The following is an 18,708-nucleotide window of genomic DNA, read 5'->3' as shown; positions in this document are numbered from 1 at the left end:
GGGACATCGGGAGAGCGATCTCCGGCGCCGGCAGCCTGGGGCGCCCAGCACGACGCCGCACTCGACAAGCGGCCGACGCCATCGCGGCGTCGCGCGGGAGTTCGGCGAGAAAGGGTTCGACCGGGGACGGCCATCGGCCGCCCGCCGGCAGGGCGGTTCCGGTACAAGATCCCGAATCCCGGCGCGCCAAAGGATGATTTGGGGCATTTCTCATTAATCTCCCTTGGCTGTAAGGGGTCACTCCTTACGCCACGCATCCACTTCGCTCCACCGGAGATGACATGCACAAGCTTCGCAAGGCCGCGGTCCTGGTCGCCGCCCTCAGCACCGTCGGAGTCCTGACCGCCGGAACCGCCCACGCGGACGGCCCCGGGGGCAACGAGTACGGCGTCAAGCAGAGCACCAACTGCAAGTCCCACGACCTGAACATCGACATCCTCGGCGTGGTCGGCCTGCTCAACGGCGTCCTGGGCAACGGCCTCAACGGCGAGGGCGACTCGGGCAGCCAGAGCACGCACCTCGGCTCGACGATGGGCTGCAACAACAGCGCCTTCTAGTCCGAGCCGCCTCACCACCAGAGGCATCAGGCGGTCAGCGAACAGCTGACCGCCTGACTGGTGTTCCCGCGCAGGGGGCGGGCGGGTCCGGTCAGCCCGCCGCGAGCGTCACCCCCGCGTAGGCCACCGCCGTCAGGCCACCGCCGTCAGGGCGAGGACGGCGGCGGGTACGGCCCGGGCGGGAGGGTCGCCGTGGCGCAGGTGGACCGCGGCGGCCGCGGCCACGCCGTACCGGTCGGGTCGGGGCTCGGGCCGTCAGAACTCAGCAGCGCCAGCCCGATGACGGCGGCCACGCCGAGCGGGGCCGAGGCCGGTCCGAGCAGCAGCCCGGCGATGCCTGCCGCCTCCAGGAGGCCGATGACCCGGTAGTGGCCCGGGGACATGCCGAGGTGGGCTGCCGCCCGGCGCATGAACGGCACCGCCGCGATCTTCGCCACGCTCAGGGGCACGAGGACCAGGCAGAGCGGGCCGGCGAGGGCGAGTTGAGCGGTCGTCATGCCGACCCTCCCCGGCGTTCGGCGCCCAGGCGGGCCAAGTGGTCGATGAGGTCGGGGGCACAGGGCCTCGGCGACCTCGGGGAGACGTTCCACGACGTCGTGGATGTCGGCGCTGCCGAGGCGTACGCCTTTGCGGTTGAGGGTGCTGTCGGAGCGGCCGTGGGCGATGACCGAGCCGTGCCCGGTGACCGTGATCCAGTCGCCGTGCCGCCATACGCCGGGGTACGAGGAGAAGTAGGCGTCGCGGTAGCGGGTGCCGTCGGGGTCGTTCCAGACTTACAGCGGCATCGACGGCATGGGACGGGTGAGCACCAGCTCGCCGACCCGGCCGGTGACGGGGCGGCCCTCGGTGTCGTACGCGGCCAAGGCCACGCCCAGGTGGGGTGCGGACAACTCCCCCGCCCGGACCAGTGTGTTGGGCGCGCTGCCCGCGAAGCCGGACACCACGTCGGTGCCGCCGCTGATCGAGGCGAGCAGGACGTCCTCGCCCACGTGGTCGCGGACCCAGGGGTAGGCGGAGGCTGGCAGGGCGGAGCCGGTGCAGCCGACCACGCGGATCGAGCACAGGTCGTGCGCGGACGGATCGATGCCGAACTTGGCCATGCCCAGCAGGTACTGGGGGCTGGTGCCGTCCTTCTACAACCACTTCGACTCGAAGACGGAGCTGTTCGAGGCGGCGGTGGAGGACGCGCTGGGGGAGTACGGCCAGACCTTCGACGACCGGCTGCGCGGGATCGACGATCCGGCGGAGCTCGTGGCCGCCGGCTTCCGGCTCAGCGCGCGGATGGCGGACTCCCGCCCCGAGCTGATGCAGGTCCTGCGCCGCCGCGGCCTGTGGCACATCCACGCGGACAACGGCCTGGCCACACGGGCCCTGCGGGACCTTCAGACCGGCATGGCGTCCGGCCGCTTCACCTCGCTGGACCCCACGGTGGCGCTCTCCGCACTGGGCGGCACCCTGCTGTCCCTGGTGGAGCTGAGGTTCGCCCGGCCGGAACTGGACGGCGACGAGGCCGCCGTGAACCTCGCCGAGATGGTGCTGCGCATGCTGGGCGTACCGCCGGAGGAGGCCCACGAGGTCGCCCGGCGCCCGCTCCCCGACCTCACCTGACGCTCGCCTCCCGCGCGGAGGTGTCATCCGGGCGGAAGGTGACCGAGCTGCCGGTGAAGCGGGCGTCGATCCCGTCCGGCGAGGTGCCGACCGATCGCAGGCGCAGCCCCCGCGGAACACTGCGCAGCGCGATGGGCTCCTCCAGAGCCCTGTCGATCACCTCCTTCAGCGGCGGGAGCAACTCGCCCTGCCCGGCACGGACATCCGTGAAGGCGATGCGGTTGCCCGGTGCCGCCAAGAGCGCGGCGCTCACGGTCACCTCGCCGATCAGCGGCAGGCTCGCCGTCGCGTCGACCCGGCCCGGCGCGTCGCCCTGGGACACGGTCACACCGAGGGCGTTCGACACGTCCGCGTAGGACAGGAACGCGGTCGCGTCGACCTCGCGGGCGTGCGCCTCGCCGGCGCTCCCCGAGGTCTTCAGCCCGTCGAGACCGACCGTCAGCCTGGTCACCGGCAGGGGCCGGGTCGTCCCGTCGGCCGGTATGTCGTGGGCGGTCAGATCGACGTGCCGCAGGGTGCCCCGCGCCAGCTGGGTCAGCACGGGAAAGCCACTGACGTGCACCGACGGCCGCTCCGCGGTCCCCATGCCGTCCTGGAACGCCTCGGCCGTACGGCTCTCCGCACGCACCGCGGCGACCCGGTCGACCACGCCGGCCCCCACCAGCACGGCGAGGAGGGACCCGACGACGATGACGCGACGCGGCACGTTCGGAGCGTTGTCGGGCTGGGACTGGTACATGGGCGTCCTTCCGGTGGGGGTTCGGACCGGGTTCCCATAGTTGCACGTCCAGGGGTAATTAACGAAGCGGTGCTCCAGGGCAGGCGAACGGCGGCCGACGCGCGAAGGGCCGTACCCGAGCGGGTACGGCAATTCGCCATGCGCGGGAGCCGTGGCCGGCCTGGGCACCGGCGGCCCTCCGGATCACCCCGAGGTCGTGTCCCCGTGGCGGCGGTACGCCTTCACGACGCTGGCGTAGCTGTTCTTCGCGTGGCCCTGGGCGATGACGCCTTCCATCAGTGCCTCGGAGTACTTGGGCAGTTCGGCGTCGACGCCGAGCGCCTCGCTCTCCTCGACGAGGTGCCTGAGCGCGCCCAGGTGCGTCTCCAGGGTGGCGTCGTTGGCCGGGAACTCCTCGTCGCCGGCGTCGATCTGCGCGGCGTAGTCGGCGGTGAACATCTTGATGGCGTCGAGCCACATGTGCGCCCACGGCAGGAACTCCCGCGCCTTGACGCCGCCGGTCTCCACGATGGCGACGCCGTGCAGGAAGCTGTTGAGGGCGCCCCACATCAGGCCGAGCAGCGACACGTCGAAGAGCGCGGGCTTGCCGTGGTCGGTGCCGAGGTAGGTGGTGCCGCCGCCGAGGAGCCTCAGCACGGGCTCGTGGGCGTCGAAGGCGGCCTGGTCACCGGCGTAGAAGAGGACGGACGTCTCGGCGCCGATGCCGGGCGGGGTGATCATGATGGCGCCGTCGAGGTACTCGGCGCCGTTCTTCTCCGCCCACTCGGCGGTCTGCCGGGCCTGCTCGGAGGAGCCCGTGGTCAGGTTGACGACGGTCTTGCCGCGCAGGGCGTCGCCCAGCGAGCCGATGACGTCGTGGACGACGTCGTACGTCGACACGCACACGACAACGAGGTCGCTCGCGGCGACGGCGTCGGCGGGGTTCGCGGCGAGCACCGCGCCGTCCGCGACGAGTCCGTCGGCCTTGTCCGCCGAACGGTTCCACACGGTGGTGGCATGACCCGCCTTCAGGAAGGCGGCGGCCAGGGCCTGCCCCATGAGGCCGAGGCCGAGCACCGACACCGGGGGGTGGTTGTCACCCATGAATCAGTTCCTCCAGTACGAAGTGGTGGCTGAACGGGCCGGCCCGCGGAGCGCGCCGACCGCATCCCTGCGGGAACCCTCGCGTCTGCCGCTTCGGATTCACCTCGGACGGCTTCGGAACCGCTGCGCGAGGACGCTTCGGGCCGCTCACCGAGACCCCTCTTTCCGCCCAAGTCGCCCCTGTCGACGCCCGGTTACGCTGAGATCATGGAATTCGGGGTGCTGGGGCCGCTGGAGGTGCGCACGGACAACGGACGTGCCGTGCGGGTACCCGAAGCCAAGGTCCGCTCGCTTCTCGCGGACCTGCTCGCGCACCGCGGGCGGGTCGTCCCGGCCGGCCGGCTCATCGAGGACCTGTGGGGCGGCTCGGCGTTCACGGTCCGGCCCACGGCCTCGCTCCAGGCCAAGGTGTCCCAGCTGCGGCGGGCCCTGGAGGACGCGGAGGCGGGCGGCCGCGAACTGGTCGTACACCGGCCGCCCGGATACTTCCTGGACGTTCCCGCGGGCGCGCTGGACGCCGACCGCTTCCGCGAACTGGTCGGCCGGGCCCGGGCCGTCGAGGACCCCGTGGCGCGGGCCGCGCTGTACTCCGAGGCGCTGGCGCTGTGGCGCGGCCCCGCCTTCGCCGAGTTCGCGGACCAGCCGTCGGTCCGGCCGACGGCGGCGAGCCTGGAGGAGGAGCGCCTCACCGCGGTGGAGGAACACGCGGAGGTCCGGCTGGAGTTGGGCGCGCACAGCCTGCTGGTCGGCGAGCTGACCGAGCTGGTGGCGCGGCACCCGTTGCGCGAGGGGCTGCGGGGCGCGCTGATGTGGGCGCTGTACCGGGTGGGGCGCTCCTCCGACGCGCTCGACCACTTCCACGATCTACGCCGCCGGCTCGACGACGAGCTGGGCCTCACCCCCGGCCCGCCCCTGGAGTCGCTCCAGCAGGCCATCCTGCGTCACGACCCGGCCCTGGCCCGGCCGAAGCACGCCGCGGGGGTGCCGATGGGGCCCGCGCCGACCGGTTCGGCCTCGCCGCTGGTGGGCCGCGACCAGGACGTCCAGGCGCTCCGGGCGCTGCTCTCCCGGCGCCGCCTGGTGACGCTCACCGGCCCGGGAGGGGTCGGCAAGACCCGTCTCGCCCAGGCCACGGCGCAGAGCCTGGCGGGCGCGTTCGCCGAGGGCACCTGGCTGGTGGAGCTCGCCGACGCCGGGGGCCTGGAGCGGTTCGCCGGCGTGGAGTCGCTGGCCGAGCAGGTCATGGCGGCCCTGGGAATCCGGGAGGGCACCGCCGACGACGACCGCGACGGCCCGGTGGACCGCCTCGCGGGCGCGCTGGCCGGCCGGCGGCTGCTGCTCGTCCTGGACAACTGCGAACACGTCGTGGAGGCCGTGGCCCGGCTGGCGGGCCTGCTGCTCGGCAGGGCCCCGCACCTCCACATCCTGACGACCAGTCAGGAGCCGTTGCGCACCCGGGACGAGACGGTGTACCCGGTGGCGCCGCTGTCGCTGCCACCCGTGGACGGTCGGGATCTCGACACGCTGGCGAGCGCCGGCGCCGTACGCCTCTTCGTGGACCGCACGACAGCGACGGACCCCGATTTCGTGCTCGACGCCACGACCGCTCCCCTCGTCGCCGATGTGTGCCGGCACCTGGACGGCATCCCGCTCGCGCTGGAGCTGGCCGCCACACGCGTGCGGTCACTCGGCATCAGGGAGCTGCGCGACCGCCTCGACGACCGCTTCCGGCTGCTCAACAGCGGCTACCGGGACGCGCCTTCCCGGCACCGGACGCTCCAGGCCACGCTCGACTGGAGCTGGGGCCTGCTGGACGTCCGGGAGCAGACCGTGCTGCGCAGACTGTCGGTGTTCGCCGAGGGCTGCGGCCTGCCGGCCGCCGAGGACGTGTGCTCCGGCGACGGTGTGTCCCCCGCGGACGTCCTCGACGCGCTGGGCCTGCTCGTGGAGCGCTCTCTGGCCGTCCGCGCCGACGGACCGCGCGGTGCGCGCTACCGGTTGCTGGAGTCCGTCGCGGTGTACGCGCGTGACAGGCTCACCGAGTCCGGCGAGTACGCCGGGACCGCCGCCCGGCATCTACGCCACTGCGTCCGACTCGCCGAGCGGGCCCGGCCGCATCTGCACGAGCGGGAGCAGGCCCGTTGGTTGCAGTACCTCGACGCGGAGGCGGCCGACGTGCAGCGCGCACTGGCCGAGGCGGCCCGCTCCGGGGCCGCGCAGGAGGCGCTGCGCCTGGTCAACTCGCTGACCTGGTACTGGTACGTCCGCGGCCGGCTGGGCGAGGCCCGCAGAGCACTCGCGACGGCCCTGGACACACCGGGCGACGCCACGCCCGGGGAGCGTGCGGAGGCGGTCTTCTGGTACTCGGGCATCCGGCTGCTGCTCGGCGAGCACGACGTGGGGTGCGACACCGCGCGGGAGTACCCGGCCGAGTCCGGTCCGGAGTCGGTCAGGGCGCAGTGGTTCCTGGCGCACGCGCAGTGGACGGTGGGGGCGCTGGCCGAGGGTGAGCGGCGGGTCGAGCACGTCCTGGCCCGCTTCCGCGCCCTGCGCGACCCGTGGGGAATCGCCGCCTCGCTGACCACTCGCGCCGGTTTCGCCCTGGCGCGCGGTGACCTGGAGGGGGTGCGCGGCAACGCCGAGGAGGCCCGCGCCCTCTTCGCGGAACTGGGCGATCCGTGGGGCCGGTTGAAGACGGCGGACCTGCTGGGCAGGCTCGCCGCGGTCAACGGCGACTACGACCAGGCGGCCCGGCTGCACCGGGAGAGCCTGCGGATCACCGAGGCCCTTGAGACCTGGCCGGAGATGTCGGCGAAGCTGTCGGGCCTCGGCCGGATCGCGCTGCTCACCCAACGCTATGGCGAGGCCGACGACCTGCACACGCGCGCCCTGCGGCTCGCCGCCGAACAGGGCAACCGGCCCGCCGAGCAGTTCGCCGCGCTGGGCCTGGCGTTGAGCGCCCGGCGCCAGGGCCGGCTCGCGGACGCCGAGGAGTGGCTGCGGCCCTGGCTCGACTGGAACCGCCGGCGCGGCGACGCCCCGGGCCTCGCGCTGGTCCTCGCCGAACTGGGCTTCATCGCCGAACAGCGCGGCGATGCCGGCCGCGCGCTCGCCCACCACCGGGACGGCCTCATGGCCGCCGCGACCACCGAGGACCCCCGCTCGGTCGCCCTCGCCCTCGAGGGCCTGGCGGGCGCGTACTCCCTGGCCGGCGCCCCGGAGCGGGCCACCCGCCTGCTCGGCACGGCGGCGGCGACCAGGGAACGGGCCGGCGCACCCCACCCGCCGGCGGAGCGGGGCGACGTGGAGCGCATCACGGCCCGCCTGCGCGCCGCGATCGACGAGCCCACGTACGCCCATGAGTTCGGCGTCGGCACCCGGCAGGACCACGAGAGCCAGGCGAGGGCGGAGTCGACGCCGGCCGCACACTGATGTCCCGGCGGTGTCCTCCGCCGCTCTGCTTGGCGTCGGGAAGAGCTTCCGCACGGCGCCGAAACGAAGCGGCACCCTTGCCGACAGTCGCGCGGCGGCCTGGGTATCGTCCGACTCGATGTCCTGGTCCGCGGCTCAGCGGCCGGCACCGAGGAGGAGCACCATGGCCGATCGCCGGCAGGGAACGGCGTCGAACGACGAGCCCGAGCCTCAGGCCGGAGAGGACCATCGGGCGAGCGCGCGCGACACGGTGCGCCTGGCCGTGGTCATCGGTGCCCTCGGTGTGGTCTTCGGCGACATCGGCACCAGCCCGATCTACACCCTGCAGACGGTGTTCAACCCCGACGACCCGCACCCCGTCCCGGTCAGCACGGACAACGTGTACGGCGTGGTGTCGCTGGTGTTCTGGTCGGTGATGATCATCGTGACGGTCACGTACGTGCTGCTGGCCATGCGCGCCGACAACGACGGCGAGGGCGGCATCATGGCGCTGATCACCCTGCTGCGCCGGTGGAGTTCACAGCGTGGGCGCCGAGCCGCAGCCGTGCTGGCCGCCCTGGGCATCTTCGGTGCGTCGCTGTTCTTCGGGGACAGCATGATCACCCCGGCGATCTCGGTGCTGTCCGCGGTCGAGGGACTCAAGGTCGTCGAGCCGTCCCTGGACAGCGCGGTCGTACCCGTCACCGCGGTGATCATCGTGATCCTGTTCCTGGTGCAGCGCAGGGGAACGGCGGCGGTGGGCCGGGTGTTCGGGCCGGTCATGATCGCCTGGTTCCTGGCCATCGGGGCGTGCGGCGTCGTCGGCATCGCCGACCACCCGGACATCCTCAAGGCACTGTCGCCGACGTACGCGTTGGGCTTCCTGTTCGGCCATTGGGGTACGGCCTTCTTCGCCCTGGCGGCGATCGTCCTCGCGGTCACCGGCGCCGAGGCGCTCTACGCCGACATGGGACACTTCGGCCGCCGCGCGATCACCCGGGGCTGGCTGATTCTCGTCCTGCCCGCCTGCACCCTCAGCTACATGGGCCAGGGCGCGCTCATCCTCGACGATCCGGCGAACATCAGCAGCCCGTTCTTCCTGCTCGTGCCCGACTGGGGACGGTGGCCGATGGTGCTGCTGGCGACGGCGGCGACCGTGATCGCCTCCCAAGCGGTGATCACCGGCGCGTACTCGGTCGCCTCCCAGGCCGCCCAGCTCGGCTACCTGCCGCGCCTGCGCATCGCGCACACCTCGGAGTCGACCATCGGTCAGATCTACGTCCCCTGGATCAACTGGCTGCTGATGGTCTCGGTCCTCACCCTGGTCTTCGCGTTCCGCTCCTCCGAGGCGCTGGCCTACGCGTTCGGCATGGCGGTCACCGGCACCATCACCATCACCACCCTGCTGTTCTTCTACGTCGCCCGCGCCAAGTGGGGTACGCCCACCTGGGTGCTCGCCCTCGGCGGGGGCGTGCTCCTCTTCGTGGACCTGCTGTTCGTGGCCGCCAACATGACCAAGCTCGTGCACGGCGCGTGGCTGCCGCTGCTGATCGGCCTCACCGCGTTCACCGTGATGACGACCTGGCAGCGCGGCCGCGAGCTGGTCACCGTGCAACGGGCGCGCGCCGAGGGGGCGCTGCCAGAGTTCGTCGAGGACCTCCGCAGCGGCGAGGCCTCCACGCGCATGGTCCCCGGCACGGCCGTGTTCCTGAACCGGGGCAAGGAGACCGCGCCGTTGGCCATGCGGGCCAACGTCGAGCACAACCATGTCCGGCACGAGCAGGTCGTGATCCTCGCCCTCAAGACCGAACCGGTGCCCCGCGTCCCGGCCGAGCAGCGGGTCGTCGTCGACGACCTCGGCTACGCCGACGACGGGATCATCCACGTCACCGCCCGGTTCGGCTACATGGAGACACCGGACGTGCCCGGCACCCTGGCCATGCTCGACCCGGCCGTGACCGAAGGGCCGTTGCAGCTCGACCAGGCGTCCTACTTCCTGTCGAAGATCGAGCTCCATCGAGGGAAGGCGCCGACGATGGCCCCTTGGCGCAAGCGGCTGTTCATCGCCACGTCCTACATCACGGCCGACGCCGCCGAGTACTTCAGCCTGCCGCGCGACCGCACGGTCATCATGGGCTCCCACATCGAGGTGTAAACGCGCACGAGGGCAAGCCGAGCGGCCTCACGCCTTGTGCTGCATGGAACGCCGTGCAGGATTGCCCTGCTCCGCGGCCTTCGGATCCTTCTCGTCGGCCTTGGCCCGGACGCCGTCGGCGATGCGTTTGCCGATGGTCTCGTCGATGTTGGACCAGTAGGCGAAGGCCCGCTCCAGAACCGGTTCGCTCACTCCGTTGAGGAGATGTCCGACGACGTTGTCGACCAGCCGGTCCCGCGCGGCGTCGTCCAGAACCTCGCGCACCATGGTGCCGGGCTGCCCCCAGTCGTCGTCCTCCGGATGGGAGACGTAGGCGGAACGGGTGATCTCACCGTCGGCCGACCAGCTCGGCGGGGTGCCGTAACGCTCCGTGTCCGCGGCGGGACCGCCCTTGGAGTTCGGGGCGTACACCGGGTCGGTGGTGTTCCGGTAGGCCATCGCCCCGTCCTTGGAGTACGTGTGGACGTCGACGACGGGGGCGTTCACCGGAAGCTGCTGGTAGTTGCCGCCGATGCGGTGGCGGTGAGCATCGGCGTAGGAGAACAACCGGGCCAGCAACATCCGGTCCGGGCTCGGCCCGATCCCCGGGACGAAGTTGTTGGGCTGGAACGCCGCCTGCTCGATCTGGGCGTGGTTGTCGGTGGGGTTCCGGTCGAGCGTCATGCGGCCGACCGGGATGAGCGGGTAGTCACCGTGCGGCCACACCTTGGTGAGGTCGAACGGGTTGAACCGGTAGCCCGCCGCCTCCTCGTACGGCATCACCTGGACGTACAGGGTCCAGCTCGGGAAGTCCCCGTCCCGGATGTGCTCGAAGAGATCCCGCGTGTGGTAGTCGGTGTCCACGGCGGCCATCTGATCGGCCTCGTGCTGGGTGAAGTACTCGATGCCCTGATCGGTCTTGAAGTGGTACTTCACCCAGAACCGCTCGCCGCGGGCGTTGATCCACATGTAGGTGTGGGAGGTGTACCCGTTCATGTGACGCCAGGTCCGCGGGATGCCCCGGTCCCCCATCAGCCAGGTGACCTGGTGGGCGGACTCCGGGGAGAGCGTCCAGAAGTCCCACTGCATGTCGTGGTCGCGCAGGTTGTTGTCCGCACGGCGCTTCTGGGACCGGATGAAGTGCTGGAATTTCATCGGGTCCTTCACGAAGAACACCGGCGTGTTGTTGCCGACCATGTCGTAGTTGCCTTCGCTGGTGTAGAACTTCACCGCGAAGCCGCGCGGGTCACGCCAGGTGTCCGGGCTGCCACGCTCGCCGGCGACGGTCGAGAAGCGGATGACCAGGTCGGTGCGGGTGCCCGGCTGGAAGAGGGCCGCCTTCGTGTAGGCGCTGACATCGTGAGTGACCTCGAAATGACCGAACGCCCCGCTCCCCTTGGCATGCGGCTGGCGCTCGGGAATCCGCTCCCGGTTGAACTGCGCCATCTGCTCGATCAGGTAGGCGTCCTGCAGCAGGACCGGCCCCCCGGGCCCCAGGGTGAGTGAGTGTTCGTCGCTCTCCACCGGTGCGCCGGAATCGGCCGTGGTGGCGGGTCGGATCTCCGTCATGAGTCTGCCTTTCGTGGTGCGTCAGCAGTGACGTCGCGATTCCTCGGGCTATCGCGATTCCTCGGGCTATGACGTCGGACCAGTGCGATCGACAGCCACCTCCACGCGCCGCACACCCCGCGAACGCACCGGAAGCAGCGCCCACCGGCACCTTGTGCCCTCTGGTCGCGTGATCCTCAGAGGGCGGGATAAACACCGTCATTCCGGCCGATCTGCGCGCGGGGGCGTTGGCCGGCGGACCGTCGCCCGCATTTCCGCAGATCAACGGCGCGCAGGGCACCGTCGGCGGCTCGTTCCTCGAATGGATCAATTGCTGCCGACCACGCCGGCCATCACGCCGCCGTCGACGTCCCAGACGGCGCCGGCCAGTCGCCCCTGGCCCCGCCCAGGACGGACGAGCCGACCAACCGGCGCCCCTGACCGGTGAGGTCGATCAGCTGTGTTCGGTGGCCGAGTGGCGCTTGGTCTCGTCCATGAAGGCCGCAGTGGCTCGGCAGAGCTGTTCGAGGAACTGAGTAAGAGTCGGGGCTGTCGGCTCGAAGCCGTCGAGCCATGACGCCGTGGTGGACCGGTGAACCTGCCCGCTCTGATCGAGAGCGAAGAGCATCCCTCCGCCGTCGCTGCCGAACACGATGCCGGTGCGGTCGTCGGTCAGGCGGACTGGTCCGTATTCGGTGAGGTGGTCGAGCACCAGGTCGGGCGAATGGATGAAGTATCCGTGGTCGATGTCGGGCAGCTGCAGCTCGGCGATCGAGGAGTAGAAGGTGACCAGGGCCGCGGGGACGGCGGCGCCTTCCAGCCGCGCGGCCGCCGCTCGGCTTTGGTCGTCGGCCACGAGAACGTCGTTGTCGCCCGGTGGATAGCCATAGGCGGTCTCGAAGCGGGCGAGGGTCTGCTCAAGCATGGCGGTGATCTCGCGTTGCCAGGCAGCGAGCCAGTCGGCTGCGAGGTCCGAGGTGGTCATCCGGTGCCCTGTTCTCTGCCGTGAGCGAGCGCACGCTCAAACCGGCAGGTCAGGAGCCCTTAGCAGACGGCTCCAAAATAGCCACACACTCCACATGATGAGTCATCGGAAACAGATCGAACGCCCGAAGCATCCGCACCCGATACCCCCCATCCCGGAAGTACCCCAAATCCCGAGCCAACGCCGCCGGATCGCAAGCCACATACGCGATCCGCCGAGCCCCCAGCGCCGCCAGATGCGCCACCGTCGCCCGGCCGGCCCCCGCCCGCGGCGGGTCCAGGACGATCAGGTCGACCTCGGTGATCCCCGTGCGCGGCAGTACCGCCTCGACCTTGCCCTGCTCGATCCGGACGCGATCGAAGTCGGCGAGGTTGTGCCGGGCGTCCTCGACGGCCCGCTTGCTCGACTCGATGCCGAGGACCGCGCCCTTCTCGCCGAGACGGTCGGCCAGGGCGCCGGCGAAGAGGCCCACGCCGCAGTACAGGTCGAGCGCCATCTCGCCCTTGCGCGGGAGCAGGCCCTGCATGACCGCCGTCACCAGGGTGTCCGCGGCCTTCGGGTGGACCTGCCAGAAGCCGCCGCTGCCGACGCGGTACGTACGGCCGTCCGCGCGCTCGCGGACGAAGGGGCGGCCGTGCACCCGGTGCGTCCCGCCGTCCTTCTCGCCGATCCGCATCACCGACACCGGCCGGTCCAGTTCGACGATCGGCAGCCGTGCGCCGGGCCGGGGGGCCAGGATCACCTGGCGGTCCTGCGAACCCGTCGCGGCGATCGCCTCGACCGACGCCGTGCCGGACCAGTCCCGCTTCTCGATGCCCAGCTCGCTGACGCCCTCGGCGGCGATCATGCAGTGGTCGACCGGCTCCACCTCGTGCGAGCGGTGCCGGCGCAGGCCCGCACGGCCCTCGGCGTCGACCGCGTACTGCACCCGCGTCCGCCACTGCGGCACCTGGCCCGCGGGCAGCTTGTCGCCCTCGGCCGGCATCACCGTGCCGTCCCAGCCGACGTCCTCGGGCGTCAGGCCCGCGAGCCGCTGAAGCTGCTCGGCGACGACCTCGCCCTTCAGCCGGCGCTGTGCCCCCGGCTTGGCGTGCTGCCAGTCGCAGCCCCCGCAGCGGCCGGGGCCGGCGAAGGGGCAGGGGGCCTCGATGCGGTCCTTGGAAGCCGTGAGGATCTCGACGGCGTCGGCGCGCAGGAAGCGGTCGCCCTCCTCGCCCTCGGTCACCCGGGCCACGACCCGCTCACCGGGCAGCGTGTGGCGGACGAACAGCACCTGGCCGGCGTCGGTGCGGGCGATGCAGTGCCCGCCGTGGGCGACGGGGCCGATCTCGACCTCGTACTCCTCCCCCACGAGCGACCCCGCCTGCGGTTTCTTCGGTTCTGCCTGCATGGCGGAGTGACTCCAGATCAAGACGGGGGATACGGCCCTCGGCAGAGGTCTGCGGATCGCTCCGGTTCAGGGCCTGACAACAGCCCACCAGTCTACGTGCTCGCCGCCCCCGTCACTTACGGGCTTCCTCCTCCTTGGCCCGCTCCTGGGCCGGACCGCGCCGCACCGCACCGGGTGCGTTCCACTCCTGCTGCTTACGGGCGCGGGCCTTGGCCACCTCGGACGACTGGAGCTGGTACGGCACCGAGGTCACCATGATCCCGGGCGTGAACAGCAGCCTGCCCTTGAGCCGCAGCGCGCTCTGGTTGTGCAGCAGGTGCTCGTACCAGTGGCCGACGACGTACTCGGGGATGATGACCGAGACGGCGGCGCGCGGGGACTCCTTGCGCAGGCTCTTCACGTATTCGATGATCGGCCGCGTGATCTCGCGGTAGGGCGAGTCGAGCACCTTCAGCGGTACGTCGATCCCGCGCCGCTCCCACTCCTCGCGCAGCGCCTTGGTCTCCGCCGGGTCGACGTTGACGCTCAGCGCCTCCAGGGTGTCCGAGCGCAGCAGCTTGGCGTAGGCCAGGGCGCGCAGCGCGGGACGATGGATCTTGGAGACCAGGACGACGGAGTGCACCCGGGAGGGCCGGACGCTGTCGTCGCTGGGGCCCTCGGGGGCGGAGAGTTCCTCGGAGACGTGGTCGTAGTGGCGGCGGATGGCCGTCATCGTCACGTAGAAGATCACCATGCCGAGCAGGGCGACCCAGGCGCCGTGCGTGAACTTGGTGACCAGGACGACGACCAGGACGAGCCCGGTGAAGAAGGCGCCGAAGGTGTTGATCGCGCGGGAGCGGATCATGTGACGGCGCTTGGCCTGGTCCTTCTCCACGGCCAGCAGGCGGTTCCAGTGGCGGACCATGCCGGTCTGGCTGAGCGTGAAGGACACGAACACGCCGACGATGTAGAGCTGGATCAGGCGCGTGGAGTCGGCGCCGTAGATCCACACCAGCAGCGCGGCCGCGCCCGCCAGCAGCACGATGCCGTTGGAGAAGGCGAGCCGGTCGCCGCGGGTGTGCAGCTGGCGCGGCAGGTAGCGGTCCTGGGCGAGGATCGAGCCGAGCACCGGGAAGCCGTTGTAGGCGGTGTTGGCCGCGAGGAACAGCACCAGCGCGGTGGCCGCGGCCAGCACGATGAAGAAGAAGCTGCCCTTGCCGAAGACGGCCTCGGCGACCTGGGTGATCACCGGGTTCTGGACGTAGTCGGCGCCGACCGCGACGCCGTCCTTCAGCAGGTCGACGGCCGGGTTCTCGGCCATACGGACCTTGGTCGCCATGGCGAGCCCGATGATGCCGCAGAACATGGTCACGGCCAGCAGGCCCATCGCGGCGAGCGTGGTCGCGGCGTTCTTCGACTTGGGCTTGCGGAAGGCCGGGACGCCGTTGGAGATCGCCTCGACACCGGTGAGCGCGGCGCAGCCGGAGGAGAAGGCACGGAGCAGCAGGAAGACCATCGCGAAGCCCGCGAGGCCCTCGTGCTCCGGCTTGATCTCGTACGACGCCGTCGGTGCCCGCATGCTGTCGTCGAGGACGAGCCCGCGGAACGCGCCCCACGCGATCATGATGAAGACGCCCGCGACGAATACGTACGTCGGGATGGCGAAGAGGCTGCCGGACTCCCGGACGCCGCGCAGGTTCATCACGGTCAGCAGCAGGATCACCGCGGCCGCGCACTCGACCTTGTGCTCGACCACGAACGGGATCGCGGAGCCGAGGTTCTCGATGCCGGAGGAGATGGAGACCGCGACGGTCAGGACATAGTCGACCAGCAGCGCGCTCGCCACCGTCAGGCCCGCCTTGGGGCCGAGGTTGGTGTTGGCCACCTCGTAGTCGCCGCCGCCGCTCGGGTAGGCGTGGACGTTCTGCCGGTAGGAGGCGACCACCGTGAACATCAGCACGACGACCGCGACCGCGATCCAGGGGCTGAAGTGGTAGGCCGACACACCCGCGATGGAGAGGACCAGCAGCACTTCTCCGGGCGCGTACGCCACGGAGGACAGCGGGTCGGAGGCGAAGACGGGCAGCGCGATGCGCTTCGGCAGGAGCGTTTCCGCCAGCCGATCACTGCGCAGTGCGCGCCCGATCAGAATCCGCTTGGGCACGTCGGTCAGTTTGGACACAACAGAGAATCGTAGGCCCCCGGCCTGGGGCGGAGCACATCCGGGTGAAATCACGCACGGCGCGGGGGTGAATTCCGTGCCGCGCCAGCGCCGGGCGGGGAGCCGCGAGACGCGCCCATGCCTCCATGACCTGCGTCGGTACGCTCATCACATCCGGGAGACACCATGTCGCAGACGACCGCTCAGCTCCTCGGGGCCCTCGTCTCGCTCGCCGGACTCGGCGTCCTGGCACTGGCCAGCGTCCGCAGCTTCAACCGCCGTTGAGGGCTCGTACGGGGCGCGGCGGGCCGGAGGTTACGGTGGACCGAGGCACACGCGCGTCCACGATCCGTACCGCGAGGGATCATTCCGGCCATCGCCCGGCATGATGTTGCCCAGCGGTCCGCGACCGGCCCGCGTCTGTTGCCCGGCGAACCGAGAGAAGGTTATGAGCACCACGTTCACGCAAGTCAGACGCCTCACGAGGAGTGCGGGGTAAACGCCGTGCACATCGTCATCATGGGTTGCGGAAGGGTGGGCTCCGCTCTGGCCCAGACCCTGGAGCAACAAGGGCACACGGTCGCGGTGATCGACCAGGACCCCACCGCGTTCCGGCGGCTGGGCCCCGGTTTCGGTGGCCGCCGCGTCACCGGCGTCGGCTTCGACCAGGACACCCTGCGCGAGGCGGGCATCGAGGAGGCCGGCGCCTTCGCCGCGGTCTCCAGCGGTGACAACTCGAACATCATCTCCGCGCGGGTGGCGCGCGAGATGTTCGGCGTGGAGAACGTCGCGGCCCGCATCTACGATCCCCGCCGCGCCGAGGTCTACCAGCGCCTGGGCATCCCCACCGTGGCCACGGTCCGCTGGACGGCCGACCAGATGCTGCGCCGGCTGCTGCCCTCGGGCGCCGAGCCGCTGTGGCGGGATCCCACCGGCGGCGTCCAGCTCGCCGAGGTGCACGCGTCCCCGGCCTGGGTGGGCCACAAGATCAGCCGGCTCCAGGAGGAGACGGGCGTCCGGGTGGCGTTCCTGACCCGGCTCGGCGAGGCGATCCTGCCCACCTCGCAGACGGTTCTGCAGGAGGGCGACCTGGTGCACGTGATGATGCGCAGCGACGAGGTCGACAAGGTCGAGGCGTCCTTCGCCAAGGGTCCCGAAGAGGAGGGCGGTCACTGATGAGGGTCGCCATTGCCGGTGCCGGTGCGGTGGGCCGCTCCATCGCGGGCGAGCTGCTGGAGAACGGCCACGAGGTCCTGCTCGTCGACAAGGCGCCGACCGCCATCTCGGTCGAGCGGGTCCCGCAGGCGGAGTGGCTGCTGGCCGACGCCTGCGAGATCACCTCGCTGGACGAGGCGGCGCTGCAGCGCTGCAACGTGGTCATCGCGGCCACGGGTGACGACAAGGTCAACCTGGTCGTCTCCCTGCTGGCGAAGACCGAGTACGGCGTTCCGCGCGTCGTCGCCCGGGTGAACAACCCCAAGAACGAGTGGCTGTTCAACGAGTCGTGGGGCGTGGACGTGGCCGTGTCCACCCCGCGCCTGATGTCCGCCCTGGTCGAGGAGGCGGTGAGCGTCGGCGACCTGGTCCGCCTGCTCCGCTTCAGCCACGGCGACGCCAACCTCGTCGAGCTGACCCTCCCCGAGGAGTCGGCCCTGGCCGGCACCCAGGTCGGCGACGTGGAATGGCCGCAGGACACGTCCCTGGTGACGATCATCCGCGGCACCCGCGTCCTCACCCCCTCCCGCGAGGACTCGCTGGAGGCGGGCGACGAGCTCCTGTTCGTGGCCGCGCAGGCCCGCGAGGAGCAGCTGGAGGACCTGCTGTCGGTCCGCCGCGAGGACACGAAGAGCTGAGCCCCTGAAGGGCGTACGACGACGGAGGGCGCCCCGCGCGTGCGGGGCGCCCTCCGTCGTCGTACAGAGGTCCAGCAGGACTAGCCGTCCCGGCGGTGCCGACCCGCCGCGCTCTCGCCGCCCTCCGCGGCCAGCGCCTCCTGGCGCTCCTTCTCGGCCTTCTCGGCCTTCTCCGCCGCCTCCATCTCCGCGAAGACGTCGATGGGCGCCGGCGCCTTCGCCAGGAAGACCCAGGTCAGCCACACGGCCAGCAGGAACGGCGGGATCTTCAGGGCGACGAGGACCCACCCGAACTGCGTGGTGTCCGCCCACCAGTACAGCGGGAAGAGGACCGCGCACTTGGCCAGGAGGATCAGGCCCCAGGCGTAACTGGCCTTGGCGTACGCCTTCTTGCGGCCGGGGTTGCGCGTGCGCCAGGAGAGGTTCTCCTTGAACACCGGGCCGAGGATCAGGCCGATCAGCGGCACCCCGCACAGCGTCGTGATGATGTACGCGAGCGCCAGGCCCAGCGTGTAGAGCATGCCGGGCAGGTAGAAGTCCTTCGCGTTGCCCGTCATCATCGCGAACACGACACCGAAGGCGACGCCGAAGACACCGCTGAAGGCGTGCTTGACGGTGTCCCGCATCACCAGGCGCACCACGACCAGCAGCAGGGACACCGCGAGCGCGGCGATGGCCGACAGGTGCAGGTCCTTGTTGATCGTGAAGATGGTGACGAAGAGCAGGCCGGGCAGGACCGTCTCGACCATGCCGCGCATGCCGCCGAAAGCCTCGAACAGCGCGGCCTCGGTCACCGCCCGGGAGTCGTGCTCGGTGTCTGCGGTGGTGTCTTCGGTCGGCTTGTCGAGCGACGTCACCGGCTACTCCCGTCCAAGGGGTCTCAGTTCGTATTTCGGGTTGAACAGCACCCGGCGGCCCCGGCTCATGGCGATCCGGCCCGATGCGATCAGCCGGCGCCCGGGCTCTATGCCCACTATGGAGCGCCTGCCGAGCCACACCACGTCCAGGGCGGCGGAGCCGTCGAACAGTTCGGCCTCGAGGGCCGGGACTCCCGCACGCGGCCGCAGGGTGACCGTGCGCAAGGTACCAGTAACCGTCACCACCTGCCGGTCATGACAGTCACCGATCTTGGTGCATCCGGTGGTCTCGGCGTCCTCTCGCAGCTCCTCGGACTCCAGGTCCTCCTGCGACGAGGAGAGCCGGTCGAGCATGCGCCTGAACCGGCCCACCGACTTTTCGGAACGAGGAACAGCACTCATG

Annotated in this window: 15 protein-coding genes and 1 pseudogene; 6 read left to right on the top strand and 10 right to left on the bottom strand. The window is 71.0% G+C overall.

Going from position 1 to position 18,708, the window contains the following annotated elements; translation table 11 throughout:
* Positions 1-281 precede the first annotated feature (281 nt).
* Entirely contained in the window at positions 282-557 is a 276-nt protein-coding gene (locus ACIRD7_RS00695; protein ID WP_403447863.1) for a hypothetical protein, read from the top strand.
* 146 nt (positions 558-703) lie between these two features.
* Here ACIRD7_RS00695 and ACIRD7_RS00690 read toward each other — a convergent pair whose 3' ends face one another.
* Positions 704-1,054, bottom strand: a complete 351-nt coding sequence (locus tag ACIRD7_RS00690) for a DoxX family protein (protein WP_403451586.1) — start codon at positions 1,052-1,054, stop codon at positions 704-706.
* A 33-nt stretch (positions 1,055-1,087) separates the two neighbouring features.
* A pseudogene (locus ACIRD7_RS00685) lies at positions 1,088-1,684 on the bottom strand (acetoacetate--CoA ligase); the annotation flags it as partial.
* Between ACIRD7_RS00685 and ACIRD7_RS00680 the strand changes: the two are divergent.
* Positions 1,656-2,165: a TetR/AcrR family transcriptional regulator gene (locus tag ACIRD7_RS00680; RefSeq protein ID WP_403447861.1), complete on the top strand. Its 510-nt coding sequence runs from the start codon at positions 1,656-1,658 to the stop codon at positions 2,163-2,165. The pseudogene ACIRD7_RS00685 and the gene ACIRD7_RS00680 sit on opposite strands and share 29 nt — an antisense overlap.
* Here the strand turns inward: ACIRD7_RS00680 and ACIRD7_RS00675 are convergent.
* Entirely contained in the window at positions 2,158-2,904 is a 747-nt protein-coding gene (locus ACIRD7_RS00675) for a DUF2993 domain-containing protein (RefSeq protein ID WP_403447860.1), read from the bottom strand. The genes ACIRD7_RS00680 and ACIRD7_RS00675 overlap by 8 nt on opposite strands.
* Positions 2,905-3,087: 183 nt before the next feature.
* A complete protein-coding gene (locus tag ACIRD7_RS00670) occupies positions 3,088-3,987 on the bottom strand; it encodes an NAD(P)-dependent oxidoreductase (RefSeq protein WP_403447858.1) in 900 nt (299 codons plus the stop codon).
* A gap of 207 nt (positions 3,988-4,194) precedes the next feature.
* On the opposite strand from ACIRD7_RS00670, the gene ACIRD7_RS00665 reads away from it, so the two are divergent.
* Positions 4,195-7,419, top strand: a complete 3,225-nt coding sequence (locus ACIRD7_RS00665; RefSeq protein WP_403447857.1) for a BTAD domain-containing putative transcriptional regulator — start codon at positions 4,195-4,197, stop codon at positions 7,417-7,419.
* Positions 7,420-7,582: 163 nt separating this feature from the next.
* Positions 7,583-9,553: a potassium transporter Kup gene (locus ACIRD7_RS00660; protein ID WP_403447856.1), complete on the top strand. Its 1,971-nt coding sequence runs from the start codon at positions 7,583-7,585 to the stop codon at positions 9,551-9,553.
* Between the two features lie 27 nt (positions 9,554-9,580).
* Here the strand turns inward: ACIRD7_RS00660 and ACIRD7_RS00655 are convergent, their stop codons facing one another.
* The 4 genes from ACIRD7_RS00655 to ACIRD7_RS00640 all read right to left on the bottom strand — a co-directional run bounded on the left by ACIRD7_RS00655 (position 9,581) and on the right by ACIRD7_RS00640 (position 15,616).
* Entirely contained in the window at positions 9,581-11,101 is a 1,521-nt protein-coding gene (locus tag ACIRD7_RS00655) for a catalase (protein WP_403447854.1), read from the bottom strand.
* Positions 11,102-11,534: 433 nt separating this feature from the next.
* Complete coding sequence (locus ACIRD7_RS00650) at positions 11,535-12,065, bottom strand: hypothetical protein (RefSeq protein ID WP_403447852.1); 531 nt, start codon at positions 12,063-12,065, stop codon at positions 11,535-11,537.
* A gap of 49 nt (positions 12,066-12,114) precedes the next feature.
* Entirely contained in the window at positions 12,115-13,455 is a 1,341-nt protein-coding gene (locus ACIRD7_RS00645; protein ID WP_403447850.1) for a class I SAM-dependent RNA methyltransferase, read from the bottom strand.
* Between the two features lie 112 nt (positions 13,456-13,567).
* Positions 13,568-15,616 carry an APC family permease gene (locus ACIRD7_RS00640; RefSeq protein WP_403447848.1) on the bottom strand — a complete coding sequence of 683 codons (2,049 nt, stop codon included), beginning with the start codon at positions 15,614-15,616 and terminating at the stop codon, positions 13,568-13,570.
* A gap of 483 nt (positions 15,617-16,099) precedes the next feature.
* Here ACIRD7_RS00640 and ACIRD7_RS00635 point away from each other — a divergent pair, with 483 nt between their 5' ends.
* Together ACIRD7_RS00635 and ACIRD7_RS00630 are read left to right on the top strand one after the other, a co-directional pair.
* On the top strand, positions 16,100-16,771 hold the full coding sequence (locus ACIRD7_RS00635) for a potassium channel family protein (protein WP_403447846.1): 672 nt from the start codon (positions 16,100-16,102) through the stop codon (positions 16,769-16,771).
* Positions 16,771-17,448, top strand: a complete 678-nt coding sequence (locus tag ACIRD7_RS00630) for a potassium channel family protein (RefSeq protein ID WP_383408876.1) — start codon at positions 16,771-16,773, stop codon at positions 17,446-17,448. Before ACIRD7_RS00635 ends, ACIRD7_RS00630 begins: the two co-directional genes overlap by 1 nt.
* A gap of 80 nt (positions 17,449-17,528) precedes the next feature.
* Here the strand turns inward: ACIRD7_RS00630 and ACIRD7_RS00625 are convergent, their stop codons facing one another.
* Both ACIRD7_RS00625 and ACIRD7_RS00620 read right to left on the bottom strand, forming a co-directional pair.
* Positions 17,529-18,305, bottom strand: a complete 777-nt coding sequence (locus ACIRD7_RS00625) for a DUF3159 domain-containing protein (RefSeq protein ID WP_403447844.1) — start codon at positions 18,303-18,305, stop codon at positions 17,529-17,531.
* Positions 18,306-18,308: 3 nt separating this feature from the next.
* Positions 18,309-18,707: an OB-fold nucleic acid binding domain-containing protein gene (locus tag ACIRD7_RS00620; RefSeq protein ID WP_403447842.1), complete on the bottom strand. Its 399-nt coding sequence runs from the start codon at positions 18,705-18,707 to the stop codon at positions 18,309-18,311.
* Between the last annotated feature and the right edge of the window lies 1 nt (position 18,708).

Origin of the sequence: Streptomyces sp. NPDC093568 (genome assembly GCF_044764945.1) — a bacterium.
Classification (GTDB): Bacteria; Actinomycetota; Actinomycetes; order Streptomycetales; family Streptomycetaceae; genus Streptomyces.
This window is presented reverse-complemented; position numbering and strand designations above follow the sequence as displayed.

What these genes read in the sequence shown, in the direction of transcription:
- ACIRD7_RS00660 (WP_403447856.1), top strand. Translation starts at nt 7,583, where the DNA reads ATGGCCGATCGCCGGCAGGGAACGGCGTCGAACGACGAGCCCGAGCCT.
- ACIRD7_RS00645 (WP_403447850.1), bottom strand. Translation starts at nt 13,455, where the DNA reads ATGCAGGCAGAACCGAAGAAACCGCAGGCGGGGTCGCTCGTGGGGGAG.
- ACIRD7_RS00655 (WP_403447854.1), bottom strand. Translation starts at nt 11,101, where the DNA reads ATGACGGAGATCCGACCCGCCACCACGGCCGATTCCGGCGCACCGGTG.
- ACIRD7_RS00650 (WP_403447852.1), bottom strand. Translation starts at nt 12,065, where the DNA reads ATGACCACCTCGGACCTCGCAGCCGACTGGCTCGCTGCCTGGCAACGC.
- ACIRD7_RS00680 (WP_403447861.1), top strand. Translation starts at nt 1,656, where the DNA reads ATGCCCAGCAGGTACTGGGGGCTGGTGCCGTCCTTCTACAACCACTTC.
- ACIRD7_RS00670 (WP_403447858.1), bottom strand. Translation starts at nt 3,987, where the DNA reads ATGGGTGACAACCACCCCCCGGTGTCGGTGCTCGGCCTCGGCCTCATG.
- ACIRD7_RS00630 (WP_383408876.1), top strand. Translation starts at nt 16,771, where the DNA reads ATGAGGGTCGCCATTGCCGGTGCCGGTGCGGTGGGCCGCTCCATCGCG.
- ACIRD7_RS00620 (WP_403447842.1), bottom strand. Translation starts at nt 18,707, where the DNA reads ATGAGTGCTGTTCCTCGTTCCGAAAAGTCGGTGGGCCGGTTCAGGCGC.
- ACIRD7_RS00695 (WP_403447863.1), top strand. Translation starts at nt 282, where the DNA reads ATGCACAAGCTTCGCAAGGCCGCGGTCCTGGTCGCCGCCCTCAGCACC.
- ACIRD7_RS00665 (WP_403447857.1), top strand. Translation starts at nt 4,195, where the DNA reads ATGGAATTCGGGGTGCTGGGGCCGCTGGAGGTGCGCACGGACAACGGA.
- ACIRD7_RS00690 (WP_403451586.1), bottom strand. Translation starts at nt 1,054, where the DNA reads ATGACGACCGCTCAACTCGCCCTCGCCGGCCCGCTCTGCCTGGTCCTC.
- ACIRD7_RS00675 (WP_403447860.1), bottom strand. Translation starts at nt 2,904, where the DNA reads ATGTACCAGTCCCAGCCCGACAACGCTCCGAACGTGCCGCGTCGCGTC.